This window comes from Thermocatellispora tengchongensis (assembly GCF_014202315.1).
Classification (GTDB): Bacteria; Actinomycetota; Actinomycetes; order Streptosporangiales; family Streptosporangiaceae; genus Thermocatellispora; species Thermocatellispora tengchongensis.
Window position 1 is genome coordinate 70,569 of sequence record NZ_JACHGN010000007.1, and the last position, 17,536, is coordinate 88,104.

Consider the following 17,536-nt stretch of genomic DNA (forward strand, 5'->3'; position numbering starts at 1 on the left):
CGACCGTCGTCGTCACCGTCGTCGTCGGCACGGGCGCTCTGACGCTCCCGGCCGTCGTCATCGCCACGACCGTCGTCGTCACCGTCGTCGTCGGCACGGGCGCTCTGACGCTCCCGGCCGTCGTCATCGCCACGACCGTCGTCGTCACCGTCGTCGTCGGCGCGGGCGCTCTGGTGCGCCCGGCCGTCGTCGTCGCCGTCGTCGTCACCGTCGTCATCGTCGTCGTCATCGCTCACCGCCATGACGGTGGCGGTCTGGGGAGTGGGGGCGGCCACGGCGGGGGCGGCGAGGGCGGTGCCCGCGGTGCCGAGCCCGAGTGCGATCGCGATGGCGAGCAGCGCCCGCCGGATAGCCGGAGTCATTGACCCTCCTGTCGGTGCTCCGCGGCCTTTCCGCGGATGACTCCAGCTTCCGGGGCGCCGGTGAGGCCATCGTGAGGCGAGAATGAGAGCACTCACATGAGTGACGCAGCGTGACTATGGGCACAGACGGTAGCCGGTGCCCCTGACGGTCTGGATGCGGTCGTGGCCGATCTTGCGGCGGAGGTAGCGGACGTAGACGTCCACCACGTTGGAGCCGGGGTCGAAGTCGAAGCCCCAGACGTGGCTGAGAAGCTGCTCGCGGGTGAGCACCTGGTCCGGATGGCGGCAGAACACCTCGGCCAGGGCGAACTCGCGGGTGGACAGGTCCACCACGCGCTGCCCGACCCGTACGCGGCGGGCCCGCAGGTCCAGCGCCAGGTCTCCGACGCGCAGCACGGTCACCTCGGGCACGCGGTCGCCCCGCAGCCGCAGCCGCACGCGTGCGAGCAACTCCTCGAACGCGAACGGCTTGGCGATGTAGTCGTCGGCGCCCCCGGTGAGGCCGGCCACGGTGTCGGCCACGCTGTCGCGGGCGGTGAGGATGATGACCGGGATCGTGGCGTGTTCCTCGCGCAGGCGGCGCAGCACGGCGAACCCGTCGCGCCGGGGCAGCCCGATGTCCAGGATCAGCAGGTCGTACTCGCCGCCGGCGGCGTGCTCGTACGCCTCCACGCCGTCGGCCACGACGGTGGTGACGAAGCCGTTGCCGCGCAGGCCCTTCTCCAGGAAGGAGGCGATCCTGGCCTCGTCCTCGGCGATGAGAATCCGGTTCACCGGGCCAACTCCTCCGTACGTTCGTCCCCGCACGGTTCGCAGCAGTCGTCCTCCGCTCCGTTCCCGGCCGGCGCGGGGAAGGGGTCCTCGGCCGGGACGTAGGGCAGGGTGATGACGAACAGGGCGCCGCCGCCCTCGGCCTCCTCGACGTGCGCGTGGCCCCCGTGCGCCTCGGCGATCGAGCGTACGATCGCCAGGCCGAGGCCCGCGCCCTGGTGCTCGCGGCTCCCGTCGCGTACGAACCTGGTGAAGATGCGCTCGCGGTCCTCCGGACGCACGCCGGGGCCGGAGTCGCGCACCCAGAAGAGGACCGTGTCCGCGCGCAGCGCCGAGCCGACGGCCACGACGTCGCCGGGCGTGGTGTGCCGGACGGCGTTGGCGAGCAGTTGCATCAGGGCCTGGGTGATCCGCTGGCCGTCGGCGCGGATGCGCGCGTCGGCGACCTCGTCCACGCGCCAGTTGCGCTCGCCGAGCGCGCGCGCCTTGGCGAGCACGCTGAGCGTGAGGTCGGCGGGTTCCACGTCGTCGAGCACGACGAAGTCGGGTTGTCCGGCCTTGGCGAGGGTGAGCAGGTCGTCCACGATGCGGTGCATGCGGGCCAGCTCGTCGGTGACCAGCGCGATCGTCTCGGCGCGGTCGGCGGGGTCGTCGCCCATGAGCTCCAGGTGGCCGCGGATGACCGTGATGGGGGTGCGCAGTTCGTGGCCGGCGTCGTCCACGAAGGCCCGCTGCGCGGCGAAGGCGTTCTCCAGCCGGTCCAGCATGTGGTTGAAGGTGGCGGCGAGCGCGGCCACGTCGTCGTTGCCGGACACCTGGAGGCGCCGGGTGAGGTCGGTGGAGTCGCTGATGCGCTCGGCGGTCTGCCGGACCAGCCGTATCGGCGCGAGCACCCTGCCCGCGACCAGCCAGCCCGCCGCCCCGGCCAGGGCCAGGGCGACCAGGGCGGTCACGGTCAGGGCGCGCATCGCGTCCATGACCTCTTCGCGCTGGTAGTCGTAGAAGGCCACGATCACGAACGCCCCGGAGCGCCGTCCGTCGCTCACGGGCACGACCGCGTAGCGCACCTGGCCGGCGGCGCTGTCGGCCCAGCCGTACTCGGCCTTCTCGGCCGCGGCCATGCGGGCCACGAGCGCGTCGTCGGTGTCGATGCGGGCGAGCGGGGCCGCGAAGGTACGCCGGTCGGCACGGCCGTCGAGGATGGTGAAGAAGGTCTCGTAGCGGTCGGGCGCGTTGACCTGGAGGTGCCCGGTGAGCACCCGTTCCACGTCGCGCTCGGGCGAGCGCTCGGCGTACAGGCGCAGCTTCTGCACCTCGTTGAACAGCTCGGCGTTCACCCGGTCCTCCACCCGGGTGAGCAGGATGTGCCAGGTGGAGAAGACCGAGACGGTGAGCGCGAGCGCGGCGACGAGCAGCACCCAGCCGACGATGCGGGCGCGGGCGCTCACCGTGGCACGCCCGCCGCGGCCGCCCGCTCAGTCATCGTCGTCTCCGCCCTCTCCGCCGTCGTCGTCATCGTCGTCTCCGCCGTCGCCTCGGGGCGGCGCGGGCGGATCGACCTGCTTGGAGTCGCCGGTTTTGCGGGAGGAGGGGGTCTTGGCCGGCGGTGTCGCGCTCGGCGAGGGGGTGGCGGTCGCGCCGGGTGAGCCGTCGGTGGCTCCGTCGCGGGGGCCGTCCTTGGCGGCGGGGTCGTCCTTGGCGGCGGGGTCGTCCTTCGCGGCGGGGTCGGCCGCGGCGTTGGACCTGCCGCGGTCGCTGGGCTCGGGGGACGGCGTGCTGGAGATGACGATGGCGCCGCCGAGGTTGGGCGGGTCGGCGCCCAGGGCGACGACCAGCCCGGCCATCGCGAACGCGGCGGTGAGGGCGCCGAGGATGGCTGTCACGACGGGAAGGCGGCTCATGCCTGCCACCGTAGGCCGGGATCTGCGAGAACGCGGTGAGACGACGATGAGAAGGCTCTCATGTTCGCCCCTGGTGGAGAGCCGGCGGCAGGACACCGGACAATAGCCACATTGTTCACTCGGGCCGCGAGGTGATCTCCAGCGGGCTAGGATACGTGGGGTTAGGTTAGCCTTACCTGATCCACGGAGGTGCGCGTGCGGCTGTACGTCACCGCGCTCAAACCGACCGACTCCGTCACCGACGGGTTCCTGCCCGCCGCCCGTGCCCTCGGCTGCGAGATCACCCTACTCACCGACCGGCCCGAGCGGCACGGTCAGGCCGCGGAGACGCCCGGTACGGAAGTGCTCGACTGCGACGTGCGCGACCCGCGCGCCGTGATCGACACGATCGCGCACCACCACCGGCCCGACGCGATCTTCACCAACTCCGACCACATCCAGGCCGAGACCGCGCTCGCCGCGGCCTACTTCGGGCTGCCGGGCAAGGACTGGCGGGCCTGCGCCTCGGCCAAGAACAAGGCGCTGGCGCGGCGGGCGCTGGCCGAGGCGGGGGTCGAGCGCGTCAGGTCCGTACGCCTCGCGCCCGGCCAGGCGGCCGACCCCGCGGCCGTGCCGCTGCCGGCCGTGGTCAAGCCGCGCGAGGGCGTGGCCAGCGAGGACGTCGTCCTGGTGCGCGACGCCGCCGAGCTGGCCCACGCCGTACGCGAGATCGGGGCCCGCCGTCCGGGCGAGGCCCTGGTGGTCGAGGAGTACCTGGAGGGGCCGCTGCGCACGCTGGAGACCCTGGGCGACGGCCGTACCACCCGGGTGCTCGGCGGGTTCGCCACCACGCTCGGCCCGCTGCCGCACTTCGTGGAGGAACGCCTGGACTGGCGGCCCGGCCCGCGCGAGGGCGAGGAGCACGTGCTGTCCGCGCTGAAGGCGCTGGGCGTGGGCTTCGGCGCCTGCCACACCGAGTACGCGCTGACCGCCGCCGGGCCGCGGATCATCGAGATCAACTACCGGGTGATCGGCGACCACTGCGACTTCCTGCTGGCCGACCTGCTCGGCGTCCCGCTGTTTGAGTGGATCTTGCGGGTGCACCTGGGCGAGCCGCTGGCGGTCGCCGAGCCCGAGCCGGCGCCGGCGTACGCGACGGCGCTGAGCGTGGTGGCCGAGCGGTCCGGCACGATCACCGCCGCGCCCCCGCCGGTCACGCCCGAGCCGGGCGAGGCGGTGCGGCTGTGGCACCGGCCGCTGCGCGCTGTCGGCGAGCGCGTGGAGGTCGGCCACACCAACCGCGACTACCTCGGCATCCTGCGCGCGATCGGCCCCGGCCCGGCGGCGGTGGACGCCGCGCTGGAGGCGTTCCGCGCCGCGCACCCGTGGACCATCGCCGGCGCCGAGCGCCCCGCGGAAGCGGCGCCGTGAGCGGCGCGGTCAGCGCGGCGCCGGAGCGGGGCGGCGCGGAGGCGTACCTGGCCGCGCGGGTGCTGAACGCGCTGCTGCGCGAGGACTACGGCGGGCTGTCCGCGCGGGTCGCGCACAGCAAGGACGGGGTGGCGGTCCACCTGCCGGGCCGCCCCGGCGCCACGATCCGGCTGTCGCCGGGCGGGCTGTTCCAGGACTACGTGGTGGCGCCGGACGAGCGCCCGTCGCTGCGCACGGTGCTGGACGCCCTGGCCGAGGTGGCCGACCCGGCCGACGCCGAGGGCGTGCGGGCGTTCGAGGCGGAGTGCGCGGCGGCGCTGCGCGCGCTGGAGCTGCACGAGACCCGGCGGGAGGCGGTGCTGGCCGGAATCGACCGGGGCGACCCGCTGCGGTACGAGACCCTGGCCGCGTTCGTCGATCACCCGGTCTACCCCACCGCCCGCGCCCGGCACGGGCTGTCCGACGCCGACCTGCGGGCGTACGCGCCCGAGTTCGCGCCGGAGTTCGAGCTGCGCTGGGCCCTGGTCCCGGCCGGGCGGGTGCGGGCGACCGCCCCGCTCCCGTGGCGGCCCCCGGGGGCGCCCGAGGGGGAGGCGGTGTTCCCGGTGCACCCGCTGTCGGCGGCGGCGGTGGCCGAGATCCCCGGGGTCCGGCTGCTCCCGGAGCCGCATCTGGCCGTGCGGCCGACGCTGTCGATGCGCACGGTCGCGGCCGGCGCGCGTACGCACCTGAAGCTGCCGCTCGCCACCAGCACGCTCGGCCTGCGCAACCGGCGCTCCATCAAGCCGGGCACGCTCGCCGACGGCGCCGCCGCCGAGCTGCTGCTGCGCGAGATCGCGGCGCGCGAGCCCGCGGCCGGGGGCCGGATCGCGCTGGCGGAGGAGCAGGAGCACGCGCACGCCGGGCACGAGTACCTGGCCTGGATGGTACGCCGCCTGCCGCCGGGCGAGATCGTGCCGGTGGCGGGCCTGCTCGCCCCCGCGCCGGGCGGGCGCACGGTGATCGAGGAGGTCTCCGGCGGCGACGTGGCGGGCTTCCTGGCCGACTACCTGACCGTGCTGCTGCGCTGGAACGTGACGTTGTTCGTGCGCTACGGGGTGGCGCTGGAGGCGCACCAGCAGAACCTGGCCCTGGTGCTCGGCGACGGCCCGCCCACCCTGCTGATCAAGGACAACGACGGGCTGCTCGCCTCGCCCGGCAGGCTGCGCGAGGCTGGCGTCACGGTGCCGGAGTTCGCCGACCCGCGCATGTTCGGCGACGACCCGCACGCCCTGGCCGACGTGTTCGTGACGATCACGCTGCACCTCGCGGCGGCGGCGGTCGCGTTCGGCGCGCTGCCCGGCGGCCTGGCGCGCAAGCTGCTGACCGACACGCTGGGCGCGGCGCTGGAGGAGCACGGCGACCACCCGATGGCCCGGCTGCTGCGGGCCCGCACGCTCGACGCCGCCCGCCTCGTCGGCAAGTCCATGATCACCGCGGGCACGCTGGTGGCGAAGTCCCGCACCGGCGCCGCCGACGTGAACAAGTACTACGGCACCAGCGGGCCGAACTACCTGCGCCGCGCGCCCGGCCACTGACCACATCACCTGATCCGAGAAGGATCCAAGAAGGAAGGCTCCATACGTGGACAGCCTCGTGCTCGATTCCCCCGTCTCCGTCGCCGACGACGTGACGCTGGCGGCCCTGCTGCGCTGCTACGCGCGGGAGGTGGCGGGCCCGCGCGGCGCGGCGCGTACGGACGGCGCCCACCTGCTGCTGCACGCGGCCGGCGCCGAGATCCGGGTGCGGGCGGCCGGCGGGATCGCGCTGCGGTTCACCGGCGCGCCCGAGTACCGCGAAGACGGCGGCGAGTGGCGCCCGCTCACCGTCGAGCGGATGGTCCGGCTGGTGGAGCGGGAGCTGGACGGGAGCAACGAGGAGTTCGCCGGGCAGGTGGCCGGCAGCCGCGAGGCGCTGGCGCTGATGCTCAAGGCCCGCGCCGACGCCGAGCCGCCACGCGACCGCTGGCTCGCCTCGGAGCAGGCGCTGGTGTTCGGGCACCCGTTCCACCCGAGCCCGAAGGCGCGGGGCGGCGAGGACTGGCCGGCGTACGCGCCGGAGGCCCACGCCTCCTTCCCGCTGCGGATGCTCGCGGTGCGGCGCGACCTGCTCGCCGAGGCGGGCGACACCGCCGTGCTCGACGCGGCCCACCCCGCCCCGGAGGGCTACGCCGCGCTGCCCGCCCACCCCTGGCAGCTCGATCTGCTCGGCTCCGAGCCGGCCGCCGCGCTCGCCGACGGCCGCCTGCTCGACCTCGGCCCGGCCCCGCGCCACGTCGTGCCCACCTCGTCGGTGCGCACCGTCTGGGACCCGGCGACCGGGATGTGCCTGAAGTTCAGCCTGGACGTGCGGATCACCAACTGCGTGCGCAAGAACGCCTGGTACGAGCTGGCCGGCGCGGTCGCGCTCACCGAGCACCTGACCCCGGTCTTCGCCGACCTCGCCGCCCGCGTCCCCGGCACCCGCTGGCTGCCCGAGCCCGGCTACCGCTCCGCGGCCCTCGGCACCCGGCTGCTGGAAGGGCTCGGCGTGATCATCCGGGCCGACCCGCGCACGGTGGTCTCGCCCGGTGTCACCCCGGTCCTGGCGGGCGCGCTGGCCGCGGGGCACCTGCCGCCGCGGGCGCACGAGGAGCCGGAGCGGTGGTGGGCGGCGTACGTGGCGCGGGTGGCGCCGCCGGTGCTCGACGCGTACTTCCGGCACGGGGTGGTGCTGGAGCCGCACCTGCAGAACGTGCTGGCCGGGCTGGACGAGCGGGGCATGCCGGTGGAGGCCGTCTTCCGCGACCTGGAGGGCACCAAGCTGCTGCCCGGCCACCCCGCGCTCGCCGCGCTGCCGCCCGGCGTGGCGGGGCCGCTCACCTACGACGCCGACCGGGGCTGGAACCGGGTGGTGTACTGCCTGGTGGTCAACCACCTCGCCGAGATCGCCGCAACGCTGGCCGCGGGCTCGGAGCGGGCGCTGCGGCGGCTGTGGCGCCTGGCCGCGGAGGTGCTGGAGGACCATCCCGGCGAGCGGATGCGGGAGCTGCTCACCGGCCCGGCCCTGCCCGGCAAGGCCAACCTGGGCGTGCGCTGGTCCCGCTCGGCCGACCGCGCCGCGGGCTACGTGCCGGTGCCGAACCCGCTGGCGGCGTCATGATTCCCGACGGAGTGCGCGCGCTGGCCGAGCGGCTGGACTCCGTGCCCGCCTACGTCTACGACCTGCCGGGCCTGGACGCGCACGCGGCGGCGGTGCGGGCGGCGCTGCCGGGCACCGAGCTGTACTACGCGGTCAAGGCCAACCCCGATCCCCGGCTGCTGGAGACCCTGGCCCCGCACGTGGACGGGTTCGAGGTGTCCTCCGGCGGCGAGCTGGCGCACGTGCGGGCCTGCCGGCCGGGGGCGCCGATCGCCTTCGGCGGGCCGGGCAAGACCGATGCCGAGCTGGCCATGGCCCCCGGGGTCGCCCGGCTGCACGTCGAGAGCCCCGGCGAGCTGCGCCGCCTGCTCGCCCGCGACGGGCAGCCGGTGGACGTGCTGCTCCGGCTGAACCTGGACGTCCCGGTGGCCGGGGCCGTGCTGGCGATGGGCGGCGGCGCGACCCCGTTCGGCATGGACGGCGAGGGCGTCGCCGAGTGCCTGGACCTGCTCGGGGCGGGCGGCCGGGTGCGGCTGCGCGGCGTGCACGCTCACCTGGCCAGCGGCCTGGACGCGCCCGCGCTGCTGGACCTGGCCCGCGCGGTGCTGGCCGAGGGCCGGCGGCTCGGCCTGCCCGAGGTGGTGCTCGGCGGCGGCATGGCGGTGTCGTACACCGACCCGGCGGCCCGGTTCGACTGGGCGGCGTACGGCGCGGGCCTGGCCGGGCTGCGCGCGCCGGGCGAGACGCTGCGGATCGAGCCGGGGCGCGCGCTCACGGCGTACTGCGGCTGGTACGTCACCCGGGTGCTGGACCTCAAGCGGGTGCACGGCGAGGTGTTCGCGGTGGTCGCGGGAGGCACCCACCACCTGCGCACCCCCGTGGCCAAGGGCCACGACCAGCCGTTCGCGGTGCTGCCGACCGGCGCGGGCCAGGAGGTCAGCGACGCCCCGGTGACCGTGGTCGGCCAGCTCTGCACGCCCAAGGACGTGCTGGCCCGCCGGGTGCCGGTCGCCTCGCTGCGGCCCGGCGACACGATCGCCTTCGCCATGGCCGGGGCGTACGCCTACACGATCTCCCACCACGACTTCCTGATGCACCCGAAGCCGGCCTTCCACTACGTCACGTAGCGTTCACGGCTTCCACCGACTCGATCAGGGCGACCAGGCCGGCGGTGTCGAGCAGATCGACCGGGCGCACCGTCCGGTTGGCGCGTACGTAGTGGAAGGCCGCGCCGACCCGCTCCAGCGGCACCCCCGCCAGCGCGGCCCAGGCCAGCCGGTACGCCGCGAGCTGCACCGACGCGGCCCTGGCCGCCTTGCCGCGCGGGGGCTCGCCGGTCTTCCAGTCCACCACCTCGTACGCCCCGTCGGGCGTGGCGAACACCGCGTCCATCCGGCCGCGCACCACCCGGTCGGCGATCACGGTCTCGAACGGGACCTCCATGTCCAGCGGCTCCCGCCCGGCCCACTCGCTCTGCTCGAACCGCTCCTGGAGCTCGGCCAGGCGCACATCGGCCTCGGCGATGTCGTCGGAGGCGCCGGGCAGGTCCAGCTCGTCCAGCAGCCGCTGCTGGCCCCACCGCTGCTCCAGCCAGCGGTGGAACGCCGTGCCCCGCCTGGCCAGCGGCGCCGGCTTGGCCGGCACCGGGCGGCGTACGCGCCGGGCCAGCTCGGCGGGGTCGGCGGCCAGGGTGACGAGCTGTGAGACGGTCAGCCGCTCGGGCAGCTCCACGATCGTCGCGGGCCTGCGGCGCACCCGCTCCCGCTCGCGCAGCAGCAGCTCGGTGTCGCGCTGCCACGCCTCCATCCGCTCCCGCTCCCTCTCCCGCAGCGGGGTGTGCTCGTCGCCGGGCGAGGATCGGCCGTCGAGGGCGGCCTCGACCAGGCGGGCGCCGTCGAGCATGGCCTCGTAGCGGGCGCCCTCGGGGGTGACCGGCCAGATCGCCTGGGCGGGCTCGGCGAGCAGGGGGTTGGCCGCGCCCTCCTCCGGGTCGGGGGCCCAGTGGGCGACCCGGCCGCAGGTCTCGCGGATCTCCAGCAGGAAGTCGGACGGCTCCAGCGGCTTGGCCGCGCTCCCCCACCGGTAGCCGGAGGCGATGAGCAGGTAGTGGGCCCGGGTCACCGCGACGTACGCCAGGCGCCGCTCCTCCATCAGGTCGCGCTCGCGGCACTCCTCGTCGAAGGCCGCCAGCTCCTCCTTGGTCAGCCCGCCCAGCCGGGGCAGGTCGCGGGCGTCGCCGCGCAGCGGGTACGGCAGCTTGCGCGGGTTCTCGGTCCAGCGCGGCGAGGTGACCGGCCTGGCGGGAAAGACCGTGCCGGTGGCCAGGGCGCCCGACTTGGAGCGGAGCTGCGACAGGCCCGGCACGACCACGACCGGCCACTCCAGGCCCTTGGAGGCGTGGATGGTCATCAGCTTGACGCTGTTGCTCTCGCCGACCCGCCCGGCGTCCAGGCCGTTCTCCTCCTCGTCGGCCGCCTTCAGGTAGGCCAGGAACGCGCCCAGCGTCGGGTCCTCGGCGTCGCCGGCGAAGCGGGCGGCGGCGTCCAGGAACGCGTCCAGGTCGGCGCGGGCGGCGAACGCCCCGGCCGGGCCCGCCTGCGCGGCCACCTCGACGTCCAGGCCGGAGCGGCGCTCGATCTCGGTGATCAGGTCGGGCAGCGGCTGCCCCGCGTGCGCGCGCAGGGCGCGCAGCTCCTGCGCCATCGCCACCAGCCGGATGCGGGCCAGCGGGGAGAACTTCTCCAGCCACTCCGGGCGGTCGGGCAGCTCGTCCAGGGCGTCCACCAGGCTGCCGCGCTCCTCGGCCATGTCGGCCACGACCTGGTCCAGCGGGTCGCCGTCGGGGACGGGGCCGTCGGGGTCGTCGCGGTGCAGCTCGCGGTTCAGCTCGCGGGCCAGGTCGCCCAGGGTCTTCAGGTCGGCCGGGCCGACGCGCCAGCGGGGTCCGGCGAGCAGGCGGACGAGCGCGTCGCCGGCGGTCGGGTCGTACAGGACGCGGAGGGTGGCCACGACATCGGCGACCTCGGGCACGGTGAGCAGCCCGCCCAGGCCGACCACCTCGACCGGCACCCCGCGCTCCTCCAGCGCCCGGCGGATCGCGGGGAACTGCGCGCGGCGGCGCGCCAGGATCGCGATGTCGGCCGGCTGGAGCGCCTGCGGCGGGCCCCAGTTGCTCGGCTTGGCGCGGTCGCGCTCGCCCTCGCCCCACGGCAGCCCGTCGGGGGCGGTCTCCTTGCCCAGCAGCCCGAGCACGCCCTCGGCGATCCAGCGGGCCTCATCCTCGGCGGTCTCATGGAAGGCGCACAGCACCCGGCCCCGGTCCACCCGGTTCGGGCCGGGCACGAGCACCGACACCTCGCGGGCCTCCATGCGCAGCGGGAGCTGCACCCGGGCCGCCACGTCGAGCACCCGGTCGCCGTTGCGGAAGCTGACCGACAGGCGGCGTACCGGGGCCTCGTCGCCGCTGGCGGTGCGGAAGTCGGTGGCGAAGCGGGTCAGGTTGCCCGCGGAGGCGCCGCGCCAGCCGTAGATCGACTGGCACGGGTCGCCCACGGCCGTCACCGGGTGCCCGCCGCCGAACAGCGAGCGGAGCAGCACGAGCTGGGCGTGGCTGGTGTCCTGGTACTCGTCCAGCAGCACCACGCTGAACCGGTCGCGCTCGATCCGCCCCACCTCCGGGTGGTTGGCGGCGATGCGCGCGGCCAGGGCCATCTGGTCGCCGTAGTCGATGACCTCGCGCGCCTTCTTCAGCCGCGCGTACGCCTCCACGAGCGGCAGCAGTTGCTCGCGGGCGCGCTGCACGGCCAGCGGGCGACGCTGGGCCAGCGTGGTCCGGCCGGGCGCCTCGGCCAGCTTCTGCGCCAGCCACTCGCCCAGCTCGCGTACGTCGCCGGGGCCGCGCAGGTGCTCGGCCATCTCGCCGGCCAGGTCCAGCACGGCCCGGGTGACGGTCGCCGGGCCCCAGTCGAGGTGCTCCATCGGGCCGTCGTACATGCTGACCACCCGGGTGGCCATCTGCCAGGAGACGGCGGGCGGGACCAGGCGCATGGTCGGCTCCAGCGCCTCGCGCAGGGCGTGGTCGGTGACCAGGCGGGCCGCGTAGGAGTGGTAGGTGGAGACCGTGGGCTCCTCGTCCAGCAGCTCCGGCGGCACCAGCTTGGCCTCGGCGAGCCCGGCCAGGCGCTTGCGCACCCGCGCCAGCAGCTCGGCGGCGGCCTTGCGGGTGAAGGTGAGCCCGAGCACCCGCTCCGGGCGCACCAGCCCGTTGGCCACCAGCCAGACCACCCGCCCGGCCATGGTCTCGCTCTTGCCCGACCCGGCGCCCGCCATCACCACCATCGGTTCGAGCGGGGCCTCGATCACCGCGGCCTGCTCGGGCGTGGGCGGCAGGATGCCCAGGCGCTCGGCCAGCTCGACCGCGCGCAGCGGGCCGGGGGACTCGTTCAGCACACCCGTCAGCACACCTGGCCCCCGGCGTCGTTGACGGGGCAGCTCGCGCGGGCGGCGCACGTACGGCAGCCGTCGTTGACCTTCGCCTGGAAGAACGGGCCCGACATGCCGACCGCGACCGTCTCGACGAGGTCCTTGGCCCAGCCCGGGTCGTCGTCCTCGCCCAGCGGGCGCTGCGTCTGCTCGCGGGCGTCGCGCCCGGCCGCCTTGCCCACCTGGACCAGCGCCGCGCCGCCCGGCTCGGTCAGCCCGTGCCTGCGGAACGCGCCCAGCAGCGCGGCGAGCTGGTACACGCCGAGCTGCGGATGCCGGTCCAGGTCGGCCTGCGACGGCTTCGACCCGCCGGTCTTGATGTCGATGATCACCGCCCGGCCGTCGCCGTCGCGCTCGACCCGGTCCACCCGGCCCCGGATCTCCACGCCCTCGGCGACCATCGCCGTGAACGCCTCCTCCAGCGCGACCAGCTCGCGCGGGTTCTCCTTGTGCCAGCGTACGAACCTGCTGACCATCTGCTCGGCCACCTGGCGCTGCTTGCGGTTGAACCACGCGCCGCCGAAGTCCAGGGAGTCCCACACCTGGTCCAGCCGCTCGCCCAGCGTGTCGCCGTCGGGGGTGCCGGTCGCGGCCAGGACCGCCAGGGCGTGCACGATCGTGCCGAGCCCCTGGGCCGCGCTGGTGCCGGCCGCGCCGACCGAGGTCTCCAGCAGCCAGCGCAGGCCGCACTTGGTGAAGCTCTCCACCGCCGAGGGCGAGATGCGCACCACGTCGTCGGGCCAGCCGAGGGGCCGGTCGTCGGTGATCGGGGTCAGGCCGTACCACTCGTCGGGGTGCGCGCCCGGCACCCCCGCCTCGGCCAGCCGGGCGAGATGGGCGGCGGCCGACTGGCGTACGCGGGCGGGGCGGGCCGGGTCGCACACCGCCTGGCGCAGGTCGGCGACCAGCGCGGACATGCTCAGCCAGCGCGCCCGGTCGCCGGCTCCGACCTCCTCGACACCGCCGGGGCACAGCTCCTCCAGGAACCGGGAGGGCCGCTCGTCGGTGTCCTCGCCGCCCACGGCGGTCACGACGAGCCGGCGGCGGGCCCGCGTGGCGGCCACGTAGAACAGCCGGCGCTCCTCGGCCAGCAGCTTGGACGCCAGCGCCGCCGCGGCCACGTCGGCGGCGTCCACGGCCGTGCCCCGCGACAGCTCGACCATCTGCTCGGTGCCCAGCATCGAACCGCGCAGCCGCAGGTCGGGCCAGATCCCCTCCTGCACCCCCGCGACCACCACGACGTCCCACTCCAGGCCCTTGGCCCGGTGGGCGGTGAGGATGCGCACCGACTCGCCCTCGGGGGCGTGGGCGGCCAGCGTGTTGCCCGCGATCTCCTGGGAGGCCAGGTCGTCCAGGAACACCTCGGGCCCGGCCATGGGCAGCCGGTCCACGAACCGGGCGGCCTGGTCGAACAGGGCGACGACGGCGTCCAGATCGCGGTCGGCCTGGGCTCCGCGCGCCCCGCCGCCCAGGCTCAGCTCGCTCCACCGCCTGGCCAGCCCACTGGCCTCCCAGACCTCCCACAGCACGTCCTCGGCGGTGCCGCCGTCGGCGACGGCCCGCCGGGCGACCGCGAGCAGCCGCGACACCCGCTCGGCGGGCGCGGCCACGTGGTCCTCCACCAGCGCCAGCCCCCGGCCCTCGGCGACGGCGGCGACCAGCAGCTCCCCCGACGGCACGGCGTCGTCGTTCTCCAGGTGGGCGATCCGCAGCGCCCGGCGCAGCCGCCGCACCCCGATCATGTCGGTGCCGCCGAGCGGGCCGGTCAGCAGCTCCTCGGCCACGCTCTCGTCCAGTTCCTCGGCACGCAGGGCCACCCGGAGCAGGGTGAGCAGGGGGCGTACGCCGGGCTCGGCCGCGAGGGGCAGCTCGTCCCCGGCCACCACGACCGGCACGCCGGCCGTGCCGAGCGCGCGGCGCAGCAGCGGCACCTGGCGTACGGCGGAGCGTACGAGCACGGCCATGCGCGACCACGGCACCCCGTCGAGGAGGTGCGCCCGGCGCAGCGCGTCGGCCACGACCGCCGCCTCCTGGCTGGCGCTGTCGGCCAGCAGCACCCGCACCTCGCCCTCGGGCGCGTCGTCCAGGGCCCGCAGGTCCCGGTGCTCCCGCCCGAGCGAGGACGGCAGCCGGGCGGCCACCCGCCGCGAGGCCGCGATCAGCCGCCCGCCCATTCTGCGGCACGTGCGCAACGCCACCACCGGCGCCTCCTGCCCGTCGGCGGTCCGGAAGCGCTGCGGGAACCCCAGGATGCCGTCCACCTCGGCCCCCCGGAACCCGTAGATGGACTGGTCCGGGTCGCCCACGGCCACCAGATCCCGCCCGTCGCCCGCGAGCTGCCGCAGGATGAGGTCCTGGGCCGGGTCGGTGTCCTGGTACTCGTCCACGAAGATCACGTCGTACGCCGCCCGCTCCCGCGCCCGCACCTCCCCGTCGCGGCTCAGCAGCGCCCCCGCGGCCCGGATCAGCTCGGCGTAGTCCAGGGTCGGCTCCGGGTCGAGATCGAACCGCGCGTGGTAGCGCTCCAGGAACCGCCCGGCGGCCGACCAGTCGTCGCGCCCGTGCTCGCGCCCGAGCGCCGCCAGATCCTCCCCGTCGAGCCCCCGCTCGGCCGCACGCGCGAGGAAGTCGCGCAACTCCTCCGCGAACCCCCGCGTCTTGATCACTTCCCGCAGCCGCAACGGCCAGTCCAGGGCCCCGTCCTCCACCTCGCCGTGCAGCAGCCGCCGGATCTCCAGCAGTTGCTCCGGCCCGGTCAGCAACCGCGGCGGCGGCTCCCCCGCCAGCACCGCGTCCCGCCGCAACAGCGCGTTGGCGTAGCTGTGGAACGTCAGCGCGAGCGGCGTACGCGTGGTGCGCCGCATGCGCGCGGTGATCCGCTCGCGCAGCTCGTCGGCGGCCTTCCGGCTGAAGGTGAGCACCAGCACCCGCTCCGGATCGACCCCCCGCCGCTCGACCCGCTCCACCACGGCCTCCACGATCGTGGTGGTCTTCCCGGTGCCCGGCCCGGCCAGCACGAGCAGCGGCCCGCCCTCATGCTCCACCACCGCCCGCTGATGCTCGTCGAGCACAGGCGCCGCAACCGGCCCCGAGGCTCCGCTCCGCACCAAACGCCAGGTCTGACCACTCACAACTCAGCATTCCACCAGACCTCAAGGGAAGATCGTGCCGAGTTGCCCCCACCGCTCGTCCACAACCCCATAACCCGGCAAATCACGCTATCGCCCCCACGGCCCATCCCAACCCCGACACGCCGCCCATACGGCTTCGGTATGCGCCCGTGGAGCCGATCGGGCCGGAACCGACGCTCAGGGGCCGGGCGGCGCGGGGTTCCCGTCCGTTCCATCCAGGCGGGCGGCACGGGTCAGCAGATAGCGGCGCTCGGGGAGGCTGGTCGTGAGCCGGGCCGCGGTGCGGTACTCCGCGACCGCGGCCGCCTTGTCACCGGCCTGCTCAAGCAGGTGCCCGCGTACGGCGTGCGGCCGGTGGTGCCCGGCCATCCGCTGGTCGCGGGCCGCTTTCTCCAGCAGGGCCAGGCCGGCGGCGGGGCCGTTCAGCATCGCGACCGCCACGGCGCGGTTCAACGTGACGACCGGGTTGTCGGCGAGCCGGTCGAGGACCTCGTAGAGGGCGACGATCTGCGCCCAGTCGGTGTCCTCGAAGCGCGGCGCCTCGGCGTGCACGGCGGCAATCGCGGCCTGGAGTTGGTAGGGCCCCGGCCGTCTCCGCGGCAGGGCGGCGGTCAGCAGTGCGATGCCTTCATCGATCATGGACCGGTTCCACAGGCCCCGGTCCTGTTCCGCGAGCGGCACCAGTTCGCCGTCCGGGCCGATGCGGGCCGGACGGCGGGCGTCGGTGAGCAGCATCTCCGCGAGCAGTCCGTTCACCTCGGGCACATCGGGCAGCGACCGGTGCACCATCCGGGCCAGGCGGATCGCCTCGGCGCACAACTCGCCACGGTGCAGCGACTCCCCCGAGGTGGCGGTGTAGCCCTCGTTGAAGATGAGGTACAGCACGTGCAGGACGACGTCGAGACGACGCGTGCGATCCTGCTCGCCGGGCATCCGGAACCGGCCGCCCGCCTCCACGATGCGTTTCTTGGCGCGGGTGATCCGCTGCGCGAGCGTCGCCTCGGGCAGCAGGAGCGCGCGGGCGATCTCGGCCGTGGTCAGGCCGCCGACCGCCCGCAGGGTGAGCGCGACCTGCGCGGGCGGGTTCAGCGCGGGGTGGCAGCACATGAACAGCAGCAGCAGACTGTCGTCCGCGTCCTCGGCGGGCGCGGCGTCGGCCGCCGGCGCCAGCAGGTCGCCGGGCAGCGCGCGCAACGCCTCCTGCTGCTCGCGCCGCCGGCGTGCCTGCTCGCTGCGCAGCAGGTCGGTCATGCGGCGAGTGGCCACGGTGGTCATCCAGCCCGGCGGATTCTCCGGCACGCCCTGGCCGGGCCACTGGGTCGCGGCCGCCAGCAGCGCCTCCTGCACCGCCTCCTCGGCCAGGTCGAAGTGGCCGTAGCGGCGGGTCAGCGCGCCGAGGACCTGCGGCGCAAGTTCGCGCAGCAGGTCCTCGATCCGCGGGGGTACGCTCACATCTCCCGGCCGGCGTCGTCCATGACCGGCCGGAGCTCCACCCGGCTCCGCACGATCGCGGCGAAGCGGGCGGCCAGCTCGACCGCCCGGTCGTGCGAGGCCACGTCGATGATCCCGAACCCGGCCAGCACCTCCTTGGCCTCGGCGTACGGCCCGTCGGAGGCGACGGGCCGCCCGTCGCGGATCTCCACCGTCATCGTGTGCGAGGGGTCGGCCAGCCCGAAGCCGGTGACCATCTCGCCGGAGGCGGCGAGGTCGGCGTAGAACTCCGACATGGCGCGGAAGTGCTCGGCGACCTCCTCCTGAGACCAGGTCGCCTCCTTGGCCCCGAGGCCGAGGGTGTCCCAGGCCGACACGTCACCGAAGGTCATGATCATGTACTTCATCGGGCCGGCTCCTCCACCCGCGTCATGTTCGACTCGTAGCCTCCGCCCGGCCAGTGCCAGGCGCCGGTGTTGCGCACCCGATCGGCGTCGAAGGTGCCGACGAACTTGGCCGGGGAGCCCACGCCGCCGTACCAGATCGTCAACGTATCACCGGAAAGCTGGTAGACGTACTCCAGAATCTCGCCGCTCTGCGCGAAGAAATGCGAGCGCAGTTCTCCGCTCTCGGCGTGGAGGCCGATGTATTCGACGCCGCGGGTGGCCTCACCGTCGTGGACGAGCTCGACGTGCTGCACGAGGAAGCCGCCTCCGTCCATCCACTCGTAGCGGACCGTCCCCGACAGGCCGGGACCGTCGATGGCCCAGGTGCCGACGAGCGGTGCCAGGCTGTTCAGGGCGGTGCTGGTCGCGTTCATGAAGTTCTCCTCGGATGTGTGGTGCGGGGGCGCTTTCACTCCTTCTGTCGGAGACCTCCGGACGCTCTC

13 protein-coding genes are annotated in these 17,536 nt (G+C 75.0%); 4 read left to right on the forward strand and 9 right to left on the reverse strand.

Annotated elements, in window-relative coordinates:
* The 4 genes from HNP84_RS17535 to HNP84_RS17550 form a co-directional block, all read right to left on the reverse strand.
* Positions 1-362, reverse strand: a 362-nt coding sequence (locus HNP84_RS17535) for a hypothetical protein (RefSeq protein WP_221336387.1), incomplete at its 3' end; no start/stop codon positions are given.
* A gap of 114 nt (positions 363-476) precedes the next feature.
* Positions 477-1,136 carry a response regulator transcription factor gene (locus HNP84_RS17540; protein ID WP_185050818.1) on the reverse strand — a complete coding sequence of 220 codons (660 nt, stop codon included), beginning with the start codon at positions 1,134-1,136 and terminating at the stop codon, positions 477-479.
* Positions 1,133-2,581: a sensor histidine kinase gene (locus HNP84_RS17545; RefSeq protein ID WP_221336388.1), complete on the reverse strand. Its 1,449-nt coding sequence runs from the start codon at positions 2,579-2,581 to the stop codon at positions 1,133-1,135. The genes HNP84_RS17540 and HNP84_RS17545 overlap by 4 nt, the downstream gene beginning before the upstream one ends.
* A gap of 27 nt (positions 2,582-2,608) precedes the next feature.
* Positions 2,609-3,034 (reverse strand): hypothetical protein, encoded by a 426-nt coding sequence (locus HNP84_RS17550; protein WP_185050819.1) that lies wholly within the window; start codon positions 3,032-3,034, stop codon positions 2,609-2,611.
* Positions 3,035-3,229: 195 nt separating this feature from the next.
* On the opposite strand from HNP84_RS17550, the gene HNP84_RS17555 reads away from it, so the two are divergent.
* From HNP84_RS17555 to HNP84_RS17570, 4 genes are read left to right on the forward strand one after another with little or no spacing between them, the layout of a single operon-like run.
* Positions 3,230-4,444 (forward strand): ATP-grasp domain-containing protein, encoded by a 1,215-nt coding sequence (locus tag HNP84_RS17555; protein WP_185050820.1) that lies wholly within the window; start codon positions 3,230-3,232, stop codon positions 4,442-4,444.
* Positions 4,441-6,021, forward strand: a complete 1,581-nt coding sequence (locus HNP84_RS17560) for an IucA/IucC family protein (RefSeq protein WP_312925077.1) — start codon at positions 4,441-4,443, stop codon at positions 6,019-6,021. The genes HNP84_RS17555 and HNP84_RS17560 overlap by 4 nt, the downstream gene beginning before the upstream one ends.
* 46 nt (positions 6,022-6,067) lie before the next feature.
* On the forward strand, positions 6,068-7,624 hold the full coding sequence (locus tag HNP84_RS17565; protein WP_185050821.1) for an IucA/IucC family protein: 1,557 nt from the start codon (positions 6,068-6,070) through the stop codon (positions 7,622-7,624).
* Entirely contained in the window at positions 7,621-8,730 is a 1,110-nt protein-coding gene (locus HNP84_RS17570; RefSeq protein ID WP_185050822.1) for an alanine racemase, read from the forward strand. The genes HNP84_RS17565 and HNP84_RS17570 overlap by 4 nt, the downstream gene beginning before the upstream one ends.
* Here the strand turns inward: HNP84_RS17570 and HNP84_RS17575 are convergent.
* The 5 genes from HNP84_RS17575 to HNP84_RS17595 all read right to left on the reverse strand — a co-directional run bounded on the left by HNP84_RS17575 (position 8,723) and on the right by HNP84_RS17595 (position 17,467).
* Positions 8,723-12,049 carry an ATP-dependent helicase gene (locus tag HNP84_RS17575; protein ID WP_246518340.1) on the reverse strand — a complete coding sequence of 1,109 codons (3,327 nt, stop codon included), beginning with the start codon at positions 12,047-12,049 and terminating at the stop codon, positions 8,723-8,725. The two genes, HNP84_RS17570 and HNP84_RS17575, sit on opposite strands and share 8 nt — an antisense overlap.
* A gap of 8 nt (positions 12,050-12,057) precedes the next feature.
* A complete protein-coding gene (locus tag HNP84_RS17580; protein ID WP_185050823.1) occupies positions 12,058-15,156 on the reverse strand; it encodes an ATP-dependent helicase in 3,099 nt (1,032 codons plus the stop codon).
* Positions 15,157-15,393: 237 nt separating this feature from the next.
* Positions 15,394-16,668 (reverse strand): RNA polymerase sigma factor, encoded by a 1,275-nt coding sequence (locus HNP84_RS17585; protein WP_185050824.1) that lies wholly within the window; start codon positions 16,666-16,668, stop codon positions 15,394-15,396.
* A complete protein-coding gene (locus HNP84_RS17590; protein ID WP_185050825.1) occupies positions 16,665-17,054 on the reverse strand; it encodes a YciI family protein in 390 nt (129 codons plus the stop codon). The genes HNP84_RS17585 and HNP84_RS17590 overlap by 4 nt, the downstream gene beginning before the upstream one ends.
* Positions 17,051-17,467, reverse strand: a complete 417-nt coding sequence (locus HNP84_RS17595) for a hypothetical protein (protein ID WP_185050826.1) — start codon at positions 17,465-17,467, stop codon at positions 17,051-17,053. The genes HNP84_RS17590 and HNP84_RS17595 overlap by 4 nt, the downstream gene beginning before the upstream one ends.
* Positions 17,468-17,536 lie beyond the last annotated feature (69 nt).